This window comes from Mesorhizobium sp. B2-7-3, from assembly GCF_006440715.1.
GTDB classification, from domain to species: domain Bacteria; phylum Pseudomonadota; class Alphaproteobacteria; order Rhizobiales; family Rhizobiaceae; genus Mesorhizobium; species Mesorhizobium australicum.
Window position 1 is genome coordinate 122884 of sequence record NZ_VFTY01000008.1, and the last position, 22979, is coordinate 145862.

General features: G+C 61.5%; 22 protein-coding genes. 14 read left to right on the forward strand and 8 right to left on the reverse strand.

Features of this window, described 5'->3' with window-relative positions; translation table 11 throughout:
• Positions 1–38: 38 nt before the first annotated feature.
• Positions 39–671, reverse strand: a complete 633-nt coding sequence (locus FJW04_RS19150) for a very short patch repair endonuclease (RefSeq protein WP_348641986.1) — start codon at positions 669–671, stop codon at positions 39–41.
• On the reverse strand, positions 622–3030 hold the full coding sequence (locus tag FJW04_RS19155; RefSeq protein ID WP_140716043.1) for a DNA cytosine methyltransferase: 2409 nt from the start codon (positions 3028–3030) through the stop codon (positions 622–624). The genes FJW04_RS19150 and FJW04_RS19155 overlap by 50 nt, the downstream gene beginning before the upstream one ends.
• Before the next feature lie 161 nt (positions 3031–3191).
• On the opposite strand from FJW04_RS19155, the gene FJW04_RS30655 reads away from it, so the two are divergent.
• Entirely contained in the window at positions 3192–3452 is a 261-nt protein-coding gene (locus tag FJW04_RS30655; RefSeq protein WP_140716045.1) for a helix-turn-helix transcriptional regulator, read from the forward strand.
• Positions 3453–3462: 10 nt separating this feature from the next.
• Positions 3463–4707 (forward strand): hypothetical protein, encoded by a 1245-nt coding sequence (locus tag FJW04_RS19165; protein ID WP_140716047.1) that lies wholly within the window; start codon positions 3463–3465, stop codon positions 4705–4707.
• 127 nt (positions 4708–4834) lie between these two features.
• Here FJW04_RS19165 and FJW04_RS19170 read toward each other — a convergent pair whose 3' ends face one another.
• Positions 4835–6289 (reverse strand): site-specific integrase, encoded by a 1455-nt coding sequence (locus FJW04_RS19170; RefSeq protein ID WP_140716049.1) that lies wholly within the window; start codon positions 6287–6289, stop codon positions 4835–4837.
• A 494-nt stretch (positions 6290–6783) separates the two neighbouring features.
• On the opposite strand from FJW04_RS19170, the gene FJW04_RS19175 reads away from it, so the two are divergent.
• The 3 genes from FJW04_RS19175 to FJW04_RS19185 all read left to right on the forward strand — a co-directional run bounded on the left by FJW04_RS19175 (position 6784) and on the right by FJW04_RS19185 (position 12271).
• Positions 6784–8043, forward strand: coding sequence for a DNA repair exonuclease (locus FJW04_RS19175; protein WP_140716051.1), 1260 nt, complete (start codon positions 6784–6786; stop codon positions 8041–8043).
• Entirely contained in the window at positions 8040–11510 is a 3471-nt protein-coding gene (locus FJW04_RS19180; protein ID WP_140716053.1) for an AAA family ATPase, read from the forward strand. Before FJW04_RS19175 ends, FJW04_RS19180 begins: the two co-directional genes overlap by 4 nt.
• 290 nt (positions 11511–11800) lie before the next feature.
• Positions 11801–12271, forward strand: coding sequence for a hypothetical protein (locus tag FJW04_RS19185; RefSeq protein WP_140620375.1), 471 nt, complete (start codon positions 11801–11803; stop codon positions 12269–12271).
• A 181-nt stretch (positions 12272–12452) separates the two neighbouring features.
• Here the strand turns inward: FJW04_RS19185 and FJW04_RS19190 are convergent, their stop codons facing one another.
• On the reverse strand, positions 12453–12719 hold the full coding sequence (locus tag FJW04_RS19190) for a hypothetical protein (RefSeq protein ID WP_140620377.1): 267 nt from the start codon (positions 12717–12719) through the stop codon (positions 12453–12455).
• A 424-nt stretch (positions 12720–13143) separates the two neighbouring features.
• On the reverse strand, positions 13144–13407 hold the full coding sequence (locus tag FJW04_RS30390) for a hypothetical protein (RefSeq protein ID WP_246673906.1): 264 nt from the start codon (positions 13405–13407) through the stop codon (positions 13144–13146).
• 473 nt (positions 13408–13880) lie between these two features.
• On the opposite strand from FJW04_RS30390, the gene FJW04_RS19200 reads away from it, so the two are divergent.
• Positions 13881–14105, forward strand: coding sequence for a hypothetical protein (locus FJW04_RS19200; RefSeq protein WP_224682167.1), 225 nt, complete (start codon positions 13881–13883; stop codon positions 14103–14105).
• A gap of 291 nt (positions 14106–14396) precedes the next feature.
• Complete coding sequence (locus FJW04_RS19205; RefSeq protein WP_140620381.1) at positions 14397–14891, forward strand: hypothetical protein; 495 nt, start codon at positions 14397–14399, stop codon at positions 14889–14891.
• A 121-nt stretch (positions 14892–15012) separates the two neighbouring features.
• Here the strand turns inward: FJW04_RS19205 and FJW04_RS19210 are convergent, their stop codons facing one another.
• The 3 genes from FJW04_RS19210 to FJW04_RS19220 all read right to left on the reverse strand — a co-directional run bounded on the left by FJW04_RS19210 (position 15013) and on the right by FJW04_RS19220 (position 16861).
• Entirely contained in the window at positions 15013–15552 is a 540-nt protein-coding gene (locus tag FJW04_RS19210) for a thermonuclease family protein (protein WP_224643157.1), read from the reverse strand.
• Positions 15553–15716: 164 nt separating this feature from the next.
• Positions 15717–16250 (reverse strand): thermonuclease family protein, encoded by a 534-nt coding sequence (locus tag FJW04_RS19215; protein ID WP_140620385.1) that lies wholly within the window; start codon positions 16248–16250, stop codon positions 15717–15719.
• Positions 16247–16861, reverse strand: coding sequence for a hypothetical protein (locus tag FJW04_RS19220; RefSeq protein WP_140620386.1), 615 nt, complete (start codon positions 16859–16861; stop codon positions 16247–16249). The genes FJW04_RS19215 and FJW04_RS19220 overlap by 4 nt, the downstream gene beginning before the upstream one ends.
• Before the next feature lie 148 nt (positions 16862–17009).
• Here FJW04_RS19220 and FJW04_RS19225 point away from each other — a divergent pair, with 148 nt between their 5' ends.
• Genes FJW04_RS19225 through FJW04_RS19255 form a run of 7 tightly spaced genes read left to right on the forward strand, consistent with a single transcriptional unit; the run spans position 17010 to position 22977 of the window.
• Positions 17010–17918, forward strand: a complete 909-nt coding sequence (locus tag FJW04_RS19225) for a lytic transglycosylase domain-containing protein (RefSeq protein ID WP_140716057.1) — start codon at positions 17010–17012, stop codon at positions 17916–17918.
• 11 nt (positions 17919–17929) lie between these two features.
• Positions 17930–18268, forward strand: a complete 339-nt coding sequence (locus FJW04_RS19230; RefSeq protein ID WP_140620390.1) for a TrbC/VirB2 family protein — start codon at positions 17930–17932, stop codon at positions 18266–18268.
• A gap of 3 nt (positions 18269–18271) precedes the next feature.
• The gene (locus FJW04_RS19235) at positions 18272–18571 is read left to right on the forward strand and encodes a VirB3 family type IV secretion system protein (protein ID WP_140716059.1); all 300 of its coding nucleotides are present in this window, start codon (positions 18272–18274) and stop codon (positions 18569–18571) included.
• Between the two features lie 2 nt (positions 18572–18573).
• Positions 18574–20988: a VirB4 family type IV secretion system protein gene (locus tag FJW04_RS19240; RefSeq protein WP_140716061.1), complete on the forward strand. Its 2415-nt coding sequence runs from the start codon at positions 18574–18576 to the stop codon at positions 20986–20988.
• Positions 20985–22061: a lytic transglycosylase domain-containing protein gene (locus FJW04_RS19245; RefSeq protein WP_140620395.1), complete on the forward strand. Its 1077-nt coding sequence runs from the start codon at positions 20985–20987 to the stop codon at positions 22059–22061. Before FJW04_RS19240 ends, FJW04_RS19245 begins: the two co-directional genes overlap by 4 nt.
• Positions 22058–22753 carry a type IV secretion system protein gene (locus FJW04_RS19250; RefSeq protein ID WP_140620397.1) on the forward strand — a complete coding sequence of 232 codons (696 nt, stop codon included), beginning with the start codon at positions 22058–22060 and terminating at the stop codon, positions 22751–22753. The genes FJW04_RS19245 and FJW04_RS19250 overlap by 4 nt, the downstream gene beginning before the upstream one ends.
• Positions 22750–22977, forward strand: coding sequence for a hypothetical protein (locus tag FJW04_RS19255; protein WP_140620399.1), 228 nt, complete (start codon positions 22750–22752; stop codon positions 22975–22977). The genes FJW04_RS19250 and FJW04_RS19255 overlap by 4 nt, the downstream gene beginning before the upstream one ends.
• Positions 22978–22979: the final 2 nt, after the last annotated feature.

A 22979-nucleotide genomic window follows, 5' to 3' on the forward strand; every position in this document is an offset into this window, starting at 1 on the left:
CGAAGATATTGTCTCTACCCTGCACCCGAGCTGGCTAATCACACGAACGAATTCCGGACGCCTGTCGGCCACCCCTCCCAGTTCCCGGCGATCTCTAGTTCCGGCTCGTCGGAATTAAGCCATCGCGTGATTTCCGCGACGACCTCGTCCAATTGTCGGCGGGCCCGCCCCTTCAGCGAGCACTCCCACACGATCGCTACGCGCCAGCCCTGCCGCAGCAACTCGGCCGTAGAGCTGGCGTCGCGTTCGACGTTGCGTTCCAGCTTTTTTACCCAGAACTCCGCGTTCGTGGCGGGCGTTATCCCCAGCGGGCATATGTGGGCATGCCAGAAGCACCCATGGACGAAAAGGGTAGCTCTACATCGCGTGAAGACTAGGTCCGGCGTTCCTCGCATGCCACGGACGTGGAGCCGGTATCGCAAGCCAGCACGGTGAAGTGCGCGCCGCAGCACCATCTCAGGCTTCGAGTCGCGCGAACCGATTTGCGCCATATTGTGCCGGCGCTGCTCAGGGCTGAGGGGATCCGGCCTGACGGCGCGGCGTCGTCCAGTCATTCGGTCGACGCTACCTTGCTCGATCGCATTTTGCTTCGGGTTCCCGAAAAAGGTGATTAGGCACGCACTATACGCCTTTAATAGTCCAGGCACGTTGCCGGTCCCCGCGCTTAGCATCTTGCCGCCTGTGCAAGACGTGGGCGACCCGGTCCGCTATCGCATGACTCAACATAGGCGGGACCGCATTGCCGATCATCTTAAAAGCTTCGGTGAGCGCGACGCCGCCGAAGGCAAACCAGTCGGGGAAGCTCTGGATGCGGGCTGCCTCGCGCACTGAAATGGTCCGCGGAGCCGAGGGATGCACGTAGGCATACGTGTCTTTCGACATGTGGCTCGTCATTGTCTTGGAGGGACGAGACGGATCGAGACGCGCCAGCCAATCGCCATGATTACTTTCGCGCTTCGAGATGTAATTGCCTGCGAGCAGGTGGTGAGGCGAGCGAAGACGCTCGCCAATCTGTTCGAGAAGTAGTCGAAGCGGCAACGCGCCGTCGAGATGCCCCCGGAGCGCCCGAAGCTCTTGCACCTCAGGAATAGGCGCGCCCGCGACTGATGATTTTTGTCGAATCATCTCGAGATCATCAGGGCCGAGTGCGAGAAGCCCGTCGAGCAATCCGGCCAGCGCGGCGCTCGTCCCGGCCTGGTCAGCGCGGTAGTCCATCCACCGCCTGCCTGGCCCAAAGAGCGCGAACAGCGCCGCATCATCGGATCGGGCCGCGCGGCAAGCATGAGCATCAACCTTAGCCGGTGCAATCCTCGTGTCCGGTCGCGGCTGTCGGATCCATCGCGAATAGGCATGCTCGTCGGAATCGAACGCATCGACGTCATGCTGAATATTCATGGCATTTCCAGGCTTTAACTCGCCACCGGTCACAGATGGCGTAGGTAGTCCGGCCAAGGCGAGCGAAAGGGGTACCTCCGGCTCCCGACGGACCTCCAGACAGGCCGTGGCGAGCGAACCTGACGATTGAGTATCGGTCTCCGTCAGGACGCCGGCCATAAAGTAGCGTTGACGAGTTTGCGGTACACCATGCCGAGATGCGTCCAAGACCTTTTGCGCCACCTCATAGCGAGCCTCGCCAAGCGACGCGCGTTCTATCGCCTCTTCTAGCAGTTCAGTCGCCTGAAAACTGACGCCGTCGACACGCACAATCGAACGGAAATGGGCGACATTTTCGAAGAGGAAGACGTCCGGTCGGAGGGCACTGAGCACCATGACGTATTGCTCAAACAACCTGTTCCGAGAGTCGCCCGCCTCGGAGTCCGCGTGTGCATGTATGCGAGCATCGCTGAGACTGCGAATCTTTCCCCGACCTATGCGACTGAAGCCCTGACAGGGCGGCCCTCCGACAAGCACAGACACCGGCGCGTGCTCGTAAAGCCGTCTCAGGCCAGCCGCGAAAGCTTCGTCGCAGAACAACGCTGAGCGCAGCGCCTGGCGCCTTGCCCGCCATCCTGTCCATGCTTCGCGGACATCCCTCATGACTTGTGTCGCAAGAAAGTCGACGAAAGTGCCCAGTCTCTTGGTCGAAGCAGTGAGTTGCCCGGCGCCGGCGCCAGCACGGCGATCGGTAAGTAGCTCGGCCTCCGCGTCCCAACCAGAATTTGCCTGCGCTAACCAGTCGGGGTCAACCGTGTGCCGCTGCGTCGGACCGGGGTTACGCTCCGGGGCCGGTCCACTCCATAGCAAGTTTGGAAGACCGACGACCTTCTTGGAGGGGTGCGGGAGTCGAAGACGATCATGGAAGCGCAGCACAGAGGTCTGATCTACTGCCCTTGGGTGTAAGGCTGCACACGCAGCAGCCCAGTCCGGCGACGATCTTATTGCGTTCAAGCGGCCAATAAACGTTCGATCCGCCTCGGATATATCACTCAGGAATAGCGGAAAGGCTCCGCTCTCCAAGCTGCGCAACCCTGCCTGAAGCTCGTTGTCGCCAAGCGTCTCACCCACGTGCTGTAGGTAAAAGGCCAGGAACTCGGAGGCATTAAGGAACTCAGTGAGATCAACTATCGCGCCGACTGGTTGCTCTCCGTGTCCAAGAGCCGCCGCATTACGATTCAATGTAGCGATCGGGGCAGCCTGGTTGTCGAGTGCGAGAACCGTCCTGAACTGCCGGCCCTCGCCTAGCAGATCGAATCCCAAGCTTAAGCCGCCGCAGCCAGAGAAGATGTCCACAACGAGTCTCGGTGCCGCCGGTGCCGGAGCCGGAGCATTTTGATCGACATCCAGGTCAAGTTGCCGTTCGACCGTCGGAAGCACGAACACGTTGCCCGTCAGTCTGCTGCCGGCAAGCCAATTGCGGTACTTCTGTGCCGAATCGCTGCGAACATGCTCACCCCGAAGATGATCCTCCAGGGTGCCCCTGCTTACGCCAATCAACGCAGCCGCATCCTTGTTCGAGAGACGGCGCGATGCGATCTGCTCTCGTACGCGCGCCATAAGCGTACCGTTCTTTTCACCGGCTGGGTTGCTCAAGCCCGCTCCCCTTTGCAAGTGGCATCAATCTTCTTTCTTCGCCCTTAGTCTTCCTGCCGATACTAAGTGCGTTAGCGACCCACCGCAAATCTGATTCCTGCACACCGGCAGTGTGTAGTCACGTAACATATTCATGGCAAGATCACACGGTGAAGGCTGACATGTATCTGATAGCAGTAGGCAGACAAGTCCGCAGCGCGCGACTCTCCCGCGGCTATAGCCAGGAGCGGCTAGCGGAGCTCTCCGGAATCCACCGAAACTACATTGGTCTAATCGAGCGTGGCGAGCGGAACATGCGAGTAGGTACTGTTGCTAAGCTCGCGGAAGCGCTGGACATGTCGCTAGCTGAACTCTTCGCGGATTTGCCTCGCCACAAGGCTGTCGCTGGGCCTTCGCCAGATCCAGCGCTCGACGTTTTGTGAGAGCCACCATATGACTTTGCTGTCCCTTTGGCGAAGCGATGCAGACAATCTGCGGACACTGACAGCGCGCCAAGTTCTTGCACTTGCCGGTGACGGACGGCTTCTCGACGGCTCAGCGTGCTCCATCGAGCTTCGCACCTACCTCGCCGAAGTGGAGGCCGATGACCTCGGTCGCTACGTACTCGAGTGTCTCGGCCCTCGCGACGGCGCGCGCAAGAGCGAGCGCGGATTCGAGGACAGCGGACTAGTCCTCCAAGACGTGGTCAATGAGATCGGCCGACGCCTCGACTACGACGTTATCGACGGGGTTTATCGCGGCACCCGTGGCACGATTGGTCACGACGGTGTCTGGCGTGATGGGTCAGGTCGAGATCTCCTTGTTGAGGTAAAGACCACTGATGCGTACACGATTAGGTTGGAAACGATCGAGGGATATCGCAGGGCACTCGTCGAGGAAGGAGCGCTTGGCCAAGATAGTTCAGTCCTCTTCGTCGTCGGGCGAGATGATACCGGTGCCCTGGAGGCACAGATCCGGGGCTCGCCTTATGCGTGGATGATGCGGATGATTGGCGCCGCAAGCCTAATGCGTTTGCTGCAAGTTAAGGTTAACGCGGAGGCTCCGGCCGTTGTCGACCGCATCCGTTCCGTTCTCCGGCCGATAGAATACACACGGGTCGACAGGATAGTGGACCTGATGTTCGACGTGCGTGTCGACGCGGATACGCCGACCTCAGAGCAAGAGCCGACGGTGGTCTTGGAAGCCGAGCGTCACGAAGTCGCCGGCGCCACACTTCGGCTTCCGTCGTCGCCGGCCAGCGGCGCCGTAGAGCCATTCCGCCGTCGCGCAGCGGAACTCGTATCCGAAGCGGTTGGTGCGAGGCTCACACAGAGGCGGCGATCTTGGTACGAATCACCCGATGGCGCGCGCCGCGCGGTGATCGCCGTCTCCAAACGCTATGAGCGCGACTACCAGTCTTACTGGTATGCGTTCTACGACACACAACGGAAATTCCTCGGAGAGGGAGAGTCGGCTTGGCTAGCCTTGTGCGCTCTCGACACTGAGCGGATTTGGGCTATTCCCGCCCCGGTGATTGAAAACTTCGTGTCGTCTATGAACTTCACAGAGCGTCCTGACGGGCAGACCTACTGGCACGTGCTGACAAAGCTCGTCGGTGATCGATGCCTTCTCGTTGCGGGTGACGGAGAGTTGGATTTGTCGCCTTACGAAGTCTCTATGCCTGCACGCAGCACGTGATCATTGAATTAATGTCGTTCTCTCGTATGGCGATAGATCAAATCCTCGCCGACGAGCGCCAGGGCCCGCAACGCTCAAGCCAAAAGAGCGAAGATGGCCACCTATGGCGGACACCTACGCCACGCGATCACAGGATGCGTCGAATGGCTTTGGCACTCGTATCGCGTACAGCAAACACGTCCGTCAGAATGCGCTCGACTTGTGACGCATCGATTCCCTCGGCCAAGAGACGGGCGGAAAACAGTTGAGTCAACCTATCAAGATCGGTCAAACCCTCCGGACCCGCGGATTTCCTTGGAGGCCTGCGTGATGTCTGATTGTTACCCGCGAGCGCCGCTGCGATTTTCTTCGCCACTCGACTGGCAGCACGCCTAGAAGGGTCGTTTTGCACGTGAGCATAGATAGCGGTCGAACGCGGGTTTGAATGGCCCAAAATCGCGCCGGTTAGTGCCAGGGCTTCACCGGTTGAGATCGCGGTCGAGCCAATCGTGTGCCGAAGGGTGTGGGGCGTAACTCCGGGGAGCTTGGCCTTCTTGATTGCCTTCGCCCAGATGCGTTTGGTACCCTGGAAATAGCTGTCGCCACGCTCAGCCGGGAATACGAAAGCGCTGCCTGCCTCACGTGGGAGGCTTTCGAGCAGCGTGACTGCGGCAGCTCCTAGCGGTCGGATTGACTTGCCGGTCTTGCTATCGTCGAGTTCCAGAAGTCCCTCGCCGAGATTTACCTCGGTCCATTTGAGCGATGCAATCTCCTCTCGCCGGCACCCTGTCAACGCCCAGAGCCGTGCAATATTGACCGCCTTCGAATTGACGCCTTCGGCCTCCAGCGCATCCAGCGCCGACCCGAGGAGCGCTACTTCATCGAGGGCAAGAAAGCGTTTTCGCTGATTGTCGGTCTTACGGACGGCCGCCGTCTCGCAAGGGTTCCTCTGGACGATTTCGCTCCGGATTGCGAAGCTGAACACAGCGGACAAGTCTCGCACCACCTTACGAGCGGCGCCCTCACCGCCCCGTACAATGATGCGTTTGCGGGGACCTATCTTCTCGTCTCGATTCGTCTTTCCGGCGGTGATGTCACGCACGAACCGCTCGATGTCGCCGGCATTCAGTTCGCTGACGCGCTTATGTCCGAGTAGTGGCACGACATGGTTGCGAAGGCGCGCGAGCGTCAATTGCTTGGTCAACGGCTTCATCGGCTGACCCTGCCGTTTCCCGCGCTGGATTACGCAGCCCTCTTCTTCATAGAGGTCGATCAAGGCACTTGTCTTCATCTCGCGTCGCCTGGCGCGGCGTTCATCGGCTGGGTCCTCGCCCTTGGCGACGCCTCCGAGAACAATCTTTGCCTGCTTTCGCGCCTGCTCGGGGGTAAGCGTGCCCAACCGGCCGATGGTCACGAATCGCTGCGCAGCCGTTCGACCACCGCCTTCGGCACGATAACGGACGACGAAGGTTTTGGCACCGCTCATTTCGACGCGCAGGCCAAAGCCGGACAGCTCGCTGTCCCAAATGAAGTACCGCCGGTCCCTCTTATCGGCGAAATCAACCACCCGCTTTGTAAGGGCTACGCCGACGCGCTTTGCCACAGAACTATCTCCTCCAAACTACCCTTTGGTCAACACCTGGTCAACACCGTGAGGGAAAAGTGTGGGTTACCTTAGCGAAGGGCCGAAAATAATGTCAAGTCTTATCAAGGCGTTATCGAACATTTGGATATTAGCGGATAGTGTGGAGTACCCCATCTCTAACCTTGCCAAGGTTGGGGTCGAGCGTTCGAATCGCTTCACCCGCGCGGTTTCTTCATCGATCGTCTAATCAGGGCCACCAGATGGTGGTTCTTTGCCTTCCGGTTGGCCGAGGCTCCTTCTGGTCGCAATCGACGGGGCTAATGCATGGCAGCTGGCCTTTCGCGGTAATTGCCGCGTTTGACCCAGCATCAAGCGCACATCAACACTACAACGGCTGACAAGCACGTCCGAAAAAAGCGCCGGTGGGCTAGGCCCCAAGACATTCCCGCGCAGCGAAAGTTTTCCTCGATCCTCCGTCGAACACCCTTATGTTCCATGGTCGGAGACCGCCCATGGCATTTCGATTCGTACACACCGCCGATATTCATCTCGATTCGCCGCTGCGTTCGCTCGCGTTGCGAAACTCCGAGCTTGCCGAACTCGTCGGCGACGCCAGCCGCCAGGCATTCGTCTCGATCGTGGATCTCTGTCTTGCCGAGCATGTCGATGCGCTGGTTATCGCCGGCGATCTCTATGATGGCGACCAGACGTCGATGAAAACGGCGCGCTTCCTTGCGTCCCAGATGGCGCGCCTGCATCAGGCCGGCATCACAGTTTACAAGATCCGCGGCAATCATGATGCGCTGTCGCGAATATCAAAACAGCTGGTGTTTCCCGACACCGTGACGATCTTCGGCGGCCGGCCCCAATCCGTCCTGCAGAAAGCCGGCGGGCTCGAGGTGATGTTCCATGGCTTGAGCTTTGCCAACCCCAAGGCGCCGGAAAGCCTGCTGCCCAGATATCCGCCCGCCCGCGAGGGGGCCGTCAATGTCGGCATCATGCACACCAGCCTGGCCGGGTCGCCGGGTCACGACGTCTATGCCCCATGCAGTGTCGCCGATCTGCACGGCTACGGTTTCGACTACTGGGCGCTTGGCCACATTCATGTGCGCCAGGTCCATCCCGGAAGAAGCACTGTGGTGATGCCGGGAATACCGCAGGGCAGGGACATCAACGAAGCCGGCGCAAAATCCATTACCCTGGTGACCATACGAGACGACCGTTCGATCGAGATCGAGGAAAGGCTGACCAGTGTGGCGCAATTCGAGCGCGCAAGCGTCGACCTGACCGGTACGGTCGAATGGCCTGACGTCGTCGGGCGTGTCCGTTCCGCCCTAGAAGCTGCCCGGGCCTTTGTTGGGTCGCGTCATGCCGTTATCCGCCTCAGCCTGACGGGCGCGTCACCTGTGTCCTGGGCGCTGATCCGCGACCGCGACCTGCTGCTCGCCGAGGCCGAGCAGGCAGCCGAACAGGTGGGCGACACATGGGTGGAAAAGTTGGAGCTTGATGTTGCTCCGACCGGGGCCGGAACGGCCGGGGAGGGCGCGGATCCGATCTTGGAGCTCGCTCAGTCGATGCGTGCTGATGCCGGCTCGCAGGCTTTCCGGTCCGAGGCGAGGGCGTTCGTGCAGAAAATGATTGCGGACCTTCCTGCCGAAGGGCGCGACTTCGCCGGAAAGGACGAGGCCGGGCTGGAGCTCTTCCTCGACAAGGTGCTGGCCGGCGGCGCCGACCTGGTCACGGCCCGTCTCAAGGCAGGCGGCGCGCAATGAGGCTGCGGCGTCTTGACCTCATCCGATATGGAAAGTTCACCGACAGCGTGATCGATTTCGGACCCAAGCCGGAATCGGGACCTGACCTCCATATCGTGTTCGGCCTCAACGAGGCCGGCAAGTCGACGGCGCTGTCGGGCTATCTGGATCTGCTGTTCGGCATCGAGGAGCGCAGCCGCTACAATTTCCTGCACGAGTACAGCGCCATGCGCATCGGGGGGTTGCTCGAGCTGGCTGGCACGGAGCATGCCTTCACACGCACCAAACAGCGCAGCAACTCGCTCTTGGACGCCATTGGCCAACCGGTGAGCGAAATGGCGATATCGGCTCACCTGGCCGGCCTGTCGCGCGATGCTTATCAGACCATGTTTTCCCTGGACGACGAAACCCTGGAAGCCGGCGGCAAGTCGATCCTGGAGTCGCGCGGCGATCTCGGCAAGCTGCTGTTTACCGCCAGTGCCGGCCTTGGACATGCCAGCGACACGTTGAGCGCACTCGAAGCCGAAGCCGATGGGCTATACCGGAAACAGGCGCATGGTACCGAGCTTGCGCTGCTCAAGAAGCGTCTTGCCGAGCTGAAATCAAGCAGGGATCAGATCGACACTTTGGCCTCGGCCTATGAGAGCCTGGAGGCCGAACGTCGTGAGGCGGCGCAACAATATGATCGAACCATCGCCGAGCGATCGCTGCTGTCGGCCAGGGTTGGCACCATTGCCAAGTACCTGCGCGTCGGTCCGATCCTAGCCGACCTCCGACGCAAGGCCGCCCGGCTGGCCGAGCTGCCCGACATGGCTTCACCGGCGCGGACCTGGACCGGCAGTGCTGCCGGACTGATCGATGACGATGCCAGCCTGAGAACGCGGCTGTCGGCAAATATCGATGAGGTCGAGCGACTGAAAACAAAGATTGCCGCGGTCGATGTCGACGAGGCGATCCTCGGCATCTCCGAGCGCATCCGCGGCCTGGCGGAAAGCAAGGTGCGCCACGTCTCGGCGGGCCTGGACCTTCCCAATCGCAGGATAGACCTGCAAATCCTCGACAATGCGGTTGCGGCCTCGCTTGCCGCGCTCGGACGGTCTTCAGAGACCGATCCCACCGCACTGCTGTTGCCGGCCGCTACTATAGGGGCTGTTCGCGCCATGGTCGAGCAACGGTCCGGGATCGCCACTGCTGCACGCGTTGCCCGTGATGAGGCCACAGCCGCCCTCGATGCGCTGCAGGCGGCGCAAGATCGCGTTGGCGAGGAGCGGGCAGTGCCCGAGCCGGCCAGGGCCAGGCTGAACGCGGCCCTGGCGAAGGCGAGGGCGAGCGGCCACCTCGGTGACATGAAGGCGGCACGCGAGGCGCAGGACGCTGGCGAGGTCAAATGGGAGAGCGCCCTCGGCGGTTTGCATGCGTGGTCTGGCGACGCGCAGGCGTTGGCCTGCATCGCCGTTCCGAGCGCCAGACAGGTTGGCGTCTGGAAAACGCTTGCCGCGCAGCTTGGTAAGAACAAAGCCGTCCTGTCCGAACGTCTCGCCGAACTCCAGGCCAACCACGAAACGCTAGCGGCGCGTCTAAGCGCGCTTCGCGCCTCGGTCGATGTCGCCGACGATGAGGTGGCCGCCGCCAGCCGGCGTAGCCGCAACGAAGCGTGGACAAGGCATCGTGCGGCGCTGAGCGGCGAAACAGCCGACGCCTTCGCCGCGGCGTTGGAACGCGACGACGACGTCAATGCAGGCAGGCTGGCTGGCGCGGGCGCGCTCGCCGATATTCGAGCCATAACGCACGGCCTTGCGGAAGCCGCGGCCGATATCGCGCGTATCGGCGACAACCTTGCGCGAGTCGACATGGAGGTCAACGCCGCATCGTCGCAGATGCGCGCGGCAGCCAGCGGCCTGCTTGGAGAACGTGTGGAGGCATCGCTCGAGGACCTGATCGAACTGATCGAGCGTCGCACTTCGGCTCGCGCTGATGCGCTCGCCGCCTGGCAGGAGATCGAACTGGCCGCCAAGAAGGTCGGCCGGGCGAGCGAAGACGAGGCACGGCTGAGGCTGGACCTCGCCACGGCGCTGGAGAGCGTCGGCATTGGTTCGGATCCTGGCGACAGTCTTGAGACGATCATGGGCGTTGCTGAGTTGTTTCTGGACCGGCAACGCAAGGTGGACGCCGGACATGCCGAGGCGCTCAAGACAGTCGCCGCCAGACAGGAAGAGCTGGCCACCCGGCGCCGGGCAGTTGGCGTGGCCGAGCGCCGTGAAGAAGAATGGCTGGCCGGCATTGTCGAGGCACTGAGAGGCACCTGGCTTGAGAACGGGCTGTCCGCAACGGGCGTCGGCACCGTTCTCGACCAGCTGACTGAGCTGGCCAGGAACCTTCAGGAACGCGACGCGATGCAACTGCGCATCGACAAGATGCAGGCCGACCGGGATAATTTCGTGGTCGAGGGCGCCGCGGCAGCAACTGAAGCCGGCGAGCCGGCAAATGGCGAAGACGCCGAGCAGCTGGCGATCCGGCTGGGCGAGCGCTTGGCGGATGCCGATCGCGCGCGCGAGGCGAAAGCAAATCTCGCTGCGGATTTGCAGCGCCTCCTCGACGGCCGTGAGCTCCTTGACGCCGAGATCTCGGTACACGAGCGCCGCAAGAACGAGGTGCTGAGCGCCTTTGGCGTTACGACGCTTGCCGAAGTGGTGGAACGCGACGAGCAGTTGCGTGAGCGCGACCGTCTACACGCGACAGTCACCGAACTGGAGGACCAGCTGGCGGCCGAACTCGTCGTTCAGACATTCGAGCAGGCGCGCTCGATCCTCGATGCGCTCGATTTCGGAGGCATAGCGATTGAGAAAGCGGAAGGGGAGCAACGGATTCAGCTCCTTGACGAAGCAATCCAGCAGCAGCTGATCCGGCAGACGCGTGCCGCCGACAAGCTCGATGCCATTGGCGGCGACAGCGCCGTCGCCCGAATAGACGCCGAACGACGCACGATCCTGCTGGAAATAGAGGACAGGGCGGTCCGCTACATCGAATTGAAGCTGGGCGTGATGTCCGCCGGAAATGCCTTGCGCGCCTACCGCGAGCGCCATCGCTCCGGGATGATGGCGCGGGCTTCCGATGCATTCGCGCTGATGACGCGCGGGCGCTACTCGGGGCTGACGACCCAACCGGTGAAAGGTGGCGAAGTCCTAATCGCCTTGCAAAGCGACGGGCAGTCGAAAGTGACCGAGGCGCTTTCGAAGGGCGCCCGTTTTCAGCTCTACCTGGCGCTCAGGCTTGCCGGCTATTACGAATTCGCGCAGTTTCGCCCCTCGGTCCCCTTCATCGCCGACGACATCATGGAGACGTTCGACCACGTCCGCTCAGAGGAGGTTTTCAGGTTGTTTGGTCAAATGGCGGATGCCGGCCAGGTGATCTACCTCACACACCACCAGCATCTGTGCGAGATAGCCAAGACGGTGGTGCCGGGCGTGATGATCCACGAACTCGGATAGCATCGACCTGTGCCAAAGGCGGACTTGTGCCTGCGATGTTGTGGCTTGCACCACGGCTCGGCCGAGATCTGCTTAGCTAAGGGCAACACAGAGACCAATAAGCTCGGCGGTGTTGCATCGGTTCGGCATGAGTGAGACATGGAACTTCGGCCCATCGGCGAGCTTCCAGATAGTCTGCTATGGGCGATGGCTCTCATTGAGCTTGAGGTCAGGGCCGAGGCACGCAAGATTGGGTTGAAGCGGACAGGTGTTTCATTGCCCTCCTTCACCAGCAATACGGGGAGAACGAGATGCGGAATCTTATGCTGGTCTTCGCGGCACTTGCCTTGGCCGCATGCCAATCACCTCAAGAAGTTCGGCAATCCGTCGCTGTTGAACCAGCATCGAGTCCGGCTGTTCTGCCTGCGGCAACGATGGTTCAATCGCCGACAATCACTCCTCCTGGAAAGGACGTGCCGGCAAAGTATGCCGCCTTTTCGGGCAGTTGGGTTGGCATGTTGGAGAGCACATCTGAAGGAAGGCTCGATGTTCAGTCCGTTTCCTCAAACGGGAAGGTGACCGTCAACTACGCATGGGGCGTCCTGGACGATAACAATCCAGGTGAGGCTGCCGGCACAGGAAAGATCGTAGGGAATGCGTTGAGGCTTGGCCGTCTTCCGAATGGCGCGGACGTCAGTTTTCAGATGCTGCCCGATGGAACCCTGGCCGAAACATTCGCGCTTGCCGGTAAGACCTATACCGGCGTGTTGACCAAGCAATGATTAGTCATTCTCGTCGCTATCCGGCGTGAAGCGCACGGTGACGGCCGATGACGCTTGGTGGCGGCCACCCGGAGCCAGCAAGGCCCATAAGGCTTGCCTTCCGAGGGAGCCTTCACCGGACGGCCATTGGCGGCACACGAGACCCATGTGGGAGGTTGGGGCTGCTCTTCAGCTTCAACCTCTAGTCCAATCGCTTGGTTTGCCAAGCAGCATCGAATAGCGCGGCTCCATCCATTTCGATTCTATCGACAAGGACCCGCGCTTGCTCGGTGTCGATGCCGGTTTCCCGGGACAGGAGCATGACCCGAAAACGCTTTTCTTCGGATGGAATAGGAAGGCCGGGCCGACCGCCTTCGGAGGACTCGACAGCCCTCCGCCTCGCTGGCTGTCCAGCTTTGAGCTTCGGAATGTCGTTCTCTGCCGGGGAGGTGGCCTGCTGGACGATCATCGCGTTATCGCAGACCAAGAAAGCTCAGGATTGCGATGACCACGACTACCGCTCCGATGATCCAAATCAATCTGTTCATGTCGTTTCCTTGCGTAAATAATTAACTACATCACCCTCGTTATCAACGAGATCGTGCCCACACTTGACGCTGAATGCGGTGATAGAGACGGGGGCGAGCAACCGCCGCCTCAGTCAATACTGCTGTTCAGTTGGAATCTCCCGCCTTCGTAGCGACAACATTCCCAAGCGAGGCTGGTTCCAGGCGCTTTCGAGAGTGGGACCTTTTCGTCTGTCGTTTCAGACTTAAGTCCGATCACAAGGGACCTCAGCGGGAATGTGATGTCCTCAGGCCTGATCCTAAATCGCCTCAGCCGTGCTTGTCGGCCCTTTGCAGTTCTTTGCGGCGCCTTGTTGGCAACCCGGTTCAGCCCCTGGCCTTGCGGCCGTCGAGCATACGATGGCGCAGCGGGAGGGCCTCCTGCACGACCAGGTGCAATACCTTGGCGTCGTTAAGAACCTGGCGCCTCATTATGCATCGGCGCGTCTTGTCGCCATGCCGATCATTGCCGGCGTGGGGATCGCAATCAAGGCGCTGGAAGCTCTCGCCGCCGGGCGTCCGATCGTCGCGTCGCCACTTGGCTTTCGTGGGCTTCCTCCGGATTTCCAGCCCCTGCGCCGAAGCCGACATCCGATGCTTTTGAATTCGCCGCGGCAATCGATCGGCTGCTCAGCGATGAGCAAGCGCGTGACGAGGCGCTTCAGTCCACGCGGAAAGCTAACCAGGCTCTTGGGATGAGAGAGCGCTTCGAATCTCAGATGGCGCAAGCTGTCGAGCGCCTCGCGAATTGTGCGATCGGCTAAGGCCTTTTCCACGCCTCGCAATCGCATCGCCAGGCAAGGCCCAGTCTTGTCGCTGGTCGCCAATAGGGCAGTCACAAGTCAGCGCGCGCAGACCGGTTGTCTTTATAGGAAGGCTCTGCAACAATTGCATCTGCGCCAGTTTCCGCGATCACCGTGTGAAGCTGTAGAAGGCCAGGGACGACACGACGAGTGTCTGAGCGTAACCGCTCGGGATCGTGGCTCACTCCAGGTGGGTTCCCCAACGTCCGGCCCGCAGCGCACCGCTGCCCCTGCCGGACCGATCCGCGGGAGGCCTTTGGCATGCCAAAAATCCACTCTGATTTCGCCGCCAGCTACAGCGAATTGACGCTCTGGGAATTGGCGGATCCAGCAGCGACGGTAGAGGCTGCGGTCGAACTCTACGGCCCGGACGCGGCGACCGCCGCGGCATGGTGCGCGCTGACTGCGAACTTCGACGGGCGCGAGGAGGACTATCGCTTCTGGTGCACGGTCTTCTCAAAACTGGGCAACAGACTCCAGTCTTGAACTCTGTTTGAGAACGAATGTCCCCGTTCCGACACAGTCGATGTGCAACGTCCCCGAGCCGCCTCACTGGAGGCGAGACAGGTGGCGGACAGGCCTGAATACTTAATGCACGAACAACATGTTTCCGGCGCTTAACGCCATTTCATCTAACTTTAGTACAGCGCCGGGAGTGACTGCGCTATCCTTCACCGACGCCGAGCCCGGAGGAAGAATGTCTTTCATCCGATTTCGGCCGGAGCAGATCCAAAGCCGGCATGCGAGGAAATTCATTTCACAGGAGTGTCGGCCACGATGATCGCTTCTGGTGCCAATCTGTTCAGGTCGACGGGAAGAATGACGGGACAAGAGCACAGTGGGAACACGGCCACCCAGCGCGACCCGTTCAGGGGCGTTGAGCGGGTTTCGCCAACCGCTTCGGACGTCGGCCGCGCCAAAATCGGGAATCCTGCCATCGGGATGGCACGTTGCATCGCACGCCACCGGCGCCTCGTGGCCGCCGTTGAGAGGTTCTCCCGGAAACGGTGCGCCAGCCGTTTTAGCCTGCTGTCGGCTGCCGCCTGGCTGGCTCTGGTCGTAAGCCGGCCTCTTGAACGATCTGCGTGGCGCCGACTGGTCCAGCGCAAGCCTGTTGAAAGCTGCGAGGCCGAGCAGAAAATTCTTTATCTGATTGCTGCAATCCTGGCGCGGAAGACGCATTTGCGACCTGCGGAGGTCGACGAAGTCAAAGCCAGTGTCATGGAATTCCAGTCGGGCATTGCTGATTTACTGCGGAGAAAAGACCCGTGACTCTCTGATGTGATCCAGAGGCCGTACTCATCGCGTCAGTGGCCGTTCGACTGTGCCCGGTTGGTGGCCGTCACATCTAGAGCGGCGACTTTGGCTGTTGCGAACTTGCGAGGGCTCGGCGCTACCGAACCGAGCTGGAAGCGCGCCTTCTGGCGTCCACAAAAGGCGGCGTGATCTCATATTTGCGCTCGGCGATTAGATTGGAATCTGCAACTGGCCTTCGCGCCAAACTACTGTCGATGGCCTTGGCGCGCCACTCGTCCATGTCGAGGACGTATGTAGACCACATTCCATAGCGCGCCGACATGGCGTAGCGTTGCCATTTCAAATAGTGCGAGTGGACCGGGGAGCCGGTCTCCACCCGCGCCCAGCCGACGCGCAGCATCTCCACGGCAAGGTCGTGCCCGTCGGCGACACACCTGCCTTTGAGGGCACCGTCGCGATCAGGGAACTCGCCTAGGAGACAGACAACTTGTCTGTCGCCGACCATCCGCTTCAGCCAGGCTTTTGCCAAGGCCCCGCACGGAACCGGCTTCAGAACAGCACTTTCGCCGCGCCGCTTGGCATCGAAGGCCCATTGCGGCAATTCGCAACTGTCGATGCCGGCAAGGCGAACTTTTTGAGCCGATCGAGGAAACCACAAGGTGCGGCCGTCGATCACGCTGGCCCGTCCCGCAATCGCCTTTGAAGATCGCCCAGCGGTCAGGGAAGCAGGCTCACCACTTTGCCCGCTCCCAGCCGCTCTGGCGATATCGGCGCCGGGCGAAGGAGAGGGGAGGCAAGAGCAAGCCAGCGCGGTCAGCGCCCAAAGCAAATGCCTCGCGGTCATGGCCGCGACGCTTTTGCGCCGGCAGCCTGACCAAGCAGGATCGCCGGATGCTGGACGTCCTTGAACTGCCACAGCCCGGCGTGTCTGGCGCGCGCCGCCTGCTCGGCGACGGCGTAGCCGGCGTGGTAGGGCAATCCGTCGGCACGCAGGGCCGCGAAGGCAAAGCCGCTTGTGATCATGAGATTGCCGAGATCAAGCCGATCGCCCTCGATCATGACGAAACAGGCAACATGCACGGTGTCGCCGACCCTCAGCACAGGGGCGCATTCAGGCCTGGTGTCGGCGATCAGGGCGCCGAACACCGCGAGCGAAGCCTCGCCACAATCGGCACGGCGGCCGGCGGCATCGGTGTAGAAAGTTCCGCGAAGGCACGCCTGGGTGCCGTATAGACGATACTTGGTGCCGGCTTCGACCCAACTATCGCCAGTCTCGAGCGTCACGCCCGGTCGCAGGTCGAAATATCCGGGCGGCGCGGCGCCTGCCGGGCCTGCGGCGAGCGCACCGGCCAGGAGAATACGAACGGTCCTCATTGCGCTTGCGCCTTCATCCTGGGATCGGCCCACATGCCATAACCGCCGCGACCGATCTTTTCTGCTTCTGCGAGATCCTTGCGCACCGCAGTGCCGTCAGGGTTCCTTGCCACCCGGTGGCTACCAACCGAAACCAGCTGCTCCTCGAACATGTCCACCGTGTCGAGGCTGCCGGGGTAATTGTAGTAGCCGTAGCAGGTCGCATCCTGAAGCGGCGCATTCGCCTCGCTGACGAAGGCCCGGCAGAAGATCACCTTTGGCGATTGCAACAGCGTCTCCAGTCCCTTCCTGGCATAGTCGGCGCAGGTGCCGGAGAAATCCTCGCGGCGGTTGACCAGATCGCCCTCGCAGGGCTCGATGCCATAGAGGCGGAGTACGGTTTTTGAATCGACGCGGAAGTCGATCGGCGAGACGGCCTTGAAGCCGCTCGTCGAAGCGAAGCCCTTGCGCTCGGCAATGCTTCCCTGGCCATCGTAGTATTCGACGACCAGGACCGTCTTTCCCGGCGCGGCGAGTGACCTGATGTAGGCCTGATCGACGGGTTCGGCCGCGATGGCCGGCACCAATGACGCCAGGCAAAGGACGAAGCTGCCGCCGACGCTGGCTCTCATATTTGACACTCCCAAATAGCATCTCGTTTCGATCCAGCTTGCCAATTACGGATCCTTTGCGCAACAAAAAACAATATCGATTTGACATTCTTTTTTCCGTCAGCTACCGATTTATCGAAACTTCGACCCACCGGCGTGGAAACTTGCGATGGTTTCTCCATTGTTCATATTGGCAAACCGGCGGCTGCTCCTGCTGCTGAGTTCGGCCCTCCTGAGTTGGCCGTCGGCATACTCCGCAAGCAGCGCGGCGGAAAACCGCGACCTGCGCCAGCCGCCGCGCAATTCAACGGTCTCCGCGGTCAGCGCGGGAGAGGCCGGCATAATCGACAGCGTTTTCCATAGCCGCTGGGCGGAGAGGGCAGGAGAGTATGTGCTCGATGGCCAAGGCAGACTTCGTCAAACCCAAGCCCCCACGCGCATTGACGTGGATGTGGCGCCGCCGGGGCAGACGGCGAGCGCATCACGCTCCATCGATCATAGTCAATTTGACTTCGCGTCGGCTAACAACGGACTTCCCGGCGACGCTGAATGCGGGCCATCACCCCTCAATTCGGAAGAGATCGCACGGCTCGTGGCGCAGGCTGCATCCAGGTATGGCGTCGATCGCGATTTCGCACTTGCAGTCGCGATGTCTGAAGGCCGCCTCGACCACAGCCGGAACTCTCCAAAAGGGGCGCGTGGCCCGATGCAATTGATGCCGTCGACGGCAGCCCATTTCGGCGTCAGCGACATCTGTGATCCGGCCGAAAACATCGACGGCGGCGTGCGGCTGCTGCGGGATCTGTTTGCCACCTATCGCAACCCGCTGATCGTTGCCGCCGCCTACAACGCCGGCGAGGCGAGAATCCTTCAATATGACGGCGTGCCACCCTTCCCGGAGACGGTCCGGTTCGTCGCCGACGTCATCAATCGGCAGCTGAAGCTGCCGCCGCTCAGGCGGCAGGCCGGCAGCGGCATAGCAGCTGATCCTGCCGATACCGGCAAGGCGCCTCCTCTCATCGGAGCGAACTCTAAAGGCAAGCCGCGGCAGTGGGTCGGCGGCGTCCTGCAATTTTGACGGAGGAAGACATGAAGCGAGCCCTCTCGAACGCTCGACGGACACGGGCATTTCGAATTGCAGGCACCGCCCTGGTCCTTGGCGTATCGCTGTGCGCCATTGCCGAGCCGGCGTTGGCGCAGACCTCCGGCGCATTTGCACCGCTCGAAACCGCGGTGCAAATGATCGTCGATTTCATAACCGGCCCATTCGGACGGCTGCTCGCCATCATCGCCGTCATCGGGCTTGGCTTTCTGGCCTTCGCCGGACGCCTCTCCTGGTTCACCGCGGGCGCCGTGGTGATCGGCATCGGGCTGGTGTTCGGCGCGCCGGCGATCGTCGACCAGATGATATCGGCTGTCGGCAACTGAGCCATGAGCGATCATTCTGACGACAGGCCGCAACTGACACCGCTGGTCATCGGGCTCACCCGGCCGCCGATGGTGTGGGGAGTCCCGCTCAGCGCCTTCTACCTCATCCTCGGCATCACGCTCATCGCGTTCCTGGTGACCAGCAGTTTCTGGGCAGCCGCAATCGCGCCTGTCACCTATCTCGCCCTGTTCGCGCTCTGCAGCCGTGACGTGCGCATCCTCGATCTGGTCCAGACCGCGGGGCGCCGCACACCGCGCACGCCAAACAGGACCTTTTGGCAAACCAATTCCTACGGGCCCTGATCATGCTCAACATTGTCGCCGAAGAACTGGGCTTCGGACGCCAACGGCGCCGCGACAGACCAATGGCCATGCACGTGCCCTACATGCGCCACCTCGCCAACACGGTGATCGGTCTAGAAAGCGGGGCGCTGCTCAGCGTCATCAAGCTCGATGGCTTGTTCTTCCAGACCGAGGACCAGGCCGAACTCAACATGCGGGCCAGCGTGCAGAACACCATGATCCGGGCCCTAGGCTCGAGCAGGTTTTCGCTGTGGTCGACCGTCATTCGCAGGCAAGTCATTCCAGAGATCGGCGGTTCTTTCTCGGATCCGTTCTGCGCTCTCCTCAACACACGCTACATGGCCGAGCTCAAGCAGCGCCGCATGTTCACAAACGAGCTGTACCTCACCATCGTTCGCTCCCGCATGCGTGGTGCGCTGGGCGTAGCCGATAGCCTTTCTGCCGTGTTCAGCCGGACGCGTGACAGGGACAGCCAGAAACAGCAGGTGCTCGAGCGCATCAACGAGTTGGAGGAAATTGTCTCCACTGTCGCACGCGACCTGCAGAAATATGGAGCCCGGCCGCTTGGCATCGTCTACCGCGACGGCCAGCCCTATTCGGAGCCGTGCGGGTTCTTCAACACGCTTCTGACCTGCGGGACGTCTGCCCCCATGCGGCTGCCGCGCATGGCGATCCGCAACTATATCGGCACCTCGCGGCTGCACTTTTCCAAAAGGACGCTGCAGGCGCAGGGTCCGACGACGGCTGACCACCGCTTCGGCGCCATGCTCTCGATCAAGGAATACCCGCCTTTTTCAGGACCGGGCATGCTGGACGGGCTGCTGCAGCTCAATCACGAATTCATCCTGACGCAATCTTTCACCATCGCCGACAAGCCGATCGCGCAAGAACGGATCGCAAGATTGCAGCGGCAGATCCAGGCGTCCGACGAAGCCGGCAGCACGGTCGAGACCGACATCGATTTTGCCTTCAACAGCCTCGTCAACCAGGAGGCCGTGTTCGGCTATCATCATTTCAGCCTCCTGTGTCTGGCGCACGACCTTGCCGGCGTCGACAAATCCGTCTCGGAACTCGGCGCCTGCCTCACCGACATGAACATCAACTGGCTGCGCGAAGACCTCAATATGGAGGCCTCATTCTGGGCGCAGCTGCCAGGCAACCACAGCTACATCGCCCGTTCTTCCATGCTGTCGAGCGCGAATTTCGCCGGCTTTTCGTCGATGCACAATTTCGCCACCGGCACGGCCACGGGAAATCACTGGGGCTTGCCGGTCGCGCTGCTTGAGACGACCTCGCAGACACCCTACTGGTTCAACTTCCACCAGCGCGACATCGGCCACTTCCTGGTCACCGGGCCGACCGGATCCGGCAAGACCGTGGTGCTGAGCTTCCTGCTCGCGCAGGCGCTTCGCATCTCGCCAGAGCCGCGTGCGGTCTTCTTCGACAAGGATCGCGGCGCCGAGATCTTCATTCGCGCCGTCGGTGGAACCTATGAAGTGCTGGAGCCCGGCGTCGCCACCGGCTTCAATCCGCTGCAGATGGACAATACGCCGGCCAACCGCGAATTCCTGCTGCGGCTGGTCAAGGCGATGCTGCAACCCGCCGACGGCCGCGGCTTCTCGCAGGAGGAAGAGCATACGCTGGAAGGCGCGATCGCGCGCATTTGCCAGGTGCCGGCGCAGCAGCGCACCTTCGCCAACCTCTCGGCTCTGCTGATGGGGCGATCGCGCTCCGACGCCAACGACCTCCAATCACGCCTCAGGCCATGGTTCGAGGGGGAGAGGGCCTGGTTGTTCAATGCGCCGCGCGATGTCCTGTCCTTCTCCGGCAGCCGCATCTTCGGTTTCGATATGACGCATGTGTTGGACAATGCCGAGGTGCGCACGCCTGCACTGATGTACCTTTACCACCGCCTCGATGAGCTGCTCACCGGCAATCCCGTCCTGATCTTCATGGACGAGGGCTGGAAGCTTCTGCAGGACAAGACCTTCTCCGGCTATATCGTCGACAAGATGAAGACGATCCGCAAGCTGAACGGGATCGTCGGGTTCGGCACGCAGTCGGCGGCCGACATCGCCAAGGCACCACAATCGCACACCCTCATCGAGCAGTCCTCCACCAACCTGCACTTTCCAAATCCGCGCGCCGATGAGGAGAGCTATGTCGGCCGCTTCGGGCTGACGGCCAAGGAGTTCGCCTTTGTCAGGAACACGCCACCGGAGCGGCGGACGTTCCTGATCAAGCACGGCAACGATTCCGTCATTGCCCGACTTGATCTCTCGACCATGCCTGACATCCTCAAAGTGCTGTCGGGCCGCAAGGAAACGATCGAGGCATGCGCAGCCCTGCGGGCGCGACTGGGTGATGATCCGGCACTCTGGCTGGCGGAATTCTGCGGTTGGAGGCAATCGACATGATCCGGCGTCTCCCCCTGCTTTTGCTGCTTCTTGCCTCGCCCTCGGCAGCCGATGTGGTGACCATCGACGGCTCGGTGCTCGAAAGGCGAAAGGACCGCAACGGCAATGTCACGGCAATCGAGAAGGCCGATCGCGATCGCTACAGCGTCGATCAAAGCATCACATGCGCGATGTATCGGCCGGGCCGCAAGGACGATCCGGTTGCCGCCGCCAACGTCAACCCAACCATCGCCGGCCTCGTCCGGCGGGTGGCCCGCGAGGAGGGCGTCGACGAGAACCAGTTTCTGGCCCTGGTCTACCAGGAGAGCAGGTTTAACCCCTGTGCAAGATCGAGCGCTGGCGCCATCGGGCTGGCGCAGCTGATGCCGGGAACGGCGGCGGAGCTTGGCGTTGACGCAAACAGCGTCGAGCAGAATCTGCGTGGCGGCGCGCGTTACTTTAAGCAGCAGCTCGAACGCTTCAACGGAAACGCCTCGCTTGCACTGGCCGCATACAATGCAGGTGCCGGCAGCGTCGAAAAGTACGGCGGCATCCCGCCCTTCAGAGAAACGCAGGGCTATGTCGCGGCGATAACGCAAAAGTGGCTGCCGGCCTTTGGCGGCTCGGACAAGTCGGGCATTCCATTGAACTATGGCGGAACGGGTGCCGCCTTCCAGGGCATGCGTACCGCAACGCTGGACGCCATGGGACTGACCAGTGCGGTCGGCGACGGCTCAAACGATGTGGCGTCCTGGTTTGAGCAATTCGGCTCGGCTGCCACCGGCACGGTTCAAGACAGCTGGGACAAGAATTCAGGCGCCCGCAACGCCAATGTCGAAATGCTCAACCGGCTGATCCAACTGGGCGCCAGTTTCGCAGACCTGGTCAACTCGAGCAACGCGGTGACGCTGAGCGACCTTTCAGGCGCCAGCCGTTCGGGTGGCCGTCCGAAGCCCGACGACCAGCCGCCGACAGGCGGATTTTGCGATGCGCGCGTCGGTCTGGTCTGGAGCCGGCAAGCGCAAGCCTGCGTCCACGAGCTCGAGCAAGAGGTCGAGCTGTTCTTCAACCCGCAACAAGGAGGTCTCCAATGAAACGTGCTCTTGTGCTGGTCGCCGCGACCGTGATGGTCACCTCGGCCAAAGCCGACATTCCGGTGATCGACAGGACGAACTATGCCGTCGCCAAGGACACCGCCGACAAGGCCGCGAGAATCCTGGACACCAACAGGGATATTCTGACCACCGTCGAAAAGACCCTGCAGGCAGTTACCGGCAACCGCGGCAGCGACGTCGGCTCGCTCAAGGACTTGGCGATCGGCAATGGTTTCAGCGTCTCCTCGGTGCCTTCCTTCGACAGCGTGCTTCAAAATGGCGTTCCGGATTTTGGCTCCATGGGTCCGGAGATCGCCAAGGCCGCGACGACCTTCATCAACGGCATGCAACTGGTGAAATCGCTTTCTGGCAAACAGCAAAGTTCTCTGGCGAGCGACAAATCGTACGAGGAGATGGTCAAGACGGTGCTCGGCGTGTCGGCTCTGATCACTGGCTCGCGACAGGCTGTCGCAACGCGGCGTGCCGCGCTTGAGCGAGCCGGGCAGGGGATCGGCCAGGCTCAGGACATAAAAGGCTCGATTGACCAGAACACACAATTGCAGGTGCAGACCGGACTGACCCTGAACGAGATGATCGGCGTCATGAACGGTGCCGTCCAGGCGCTGCAGGCGGAGAACCAGCGCAGGTTGACTGATATTTCAAACACCAAGAAGGCGCTGACCTACGAATGACACGAGGCCGGCACGAACCGATCGCGCTTAGCGTCGTGGCGCTGCTGCTTGCCGGGTGCGCCACGCCCAAGGAAAAATCCGCGCCCTGCAAACGGCCGGCCGCCGTGATGAGCTACGCGGCACAAGCCACCCACCTTGAGTGCGGGCCGATGCGGCCGGTCAACCCCGACAGAGCGGCGGCATGGGCAATGATCGGCGGCGATTTTCCCTCTCGAACGGAATAGGG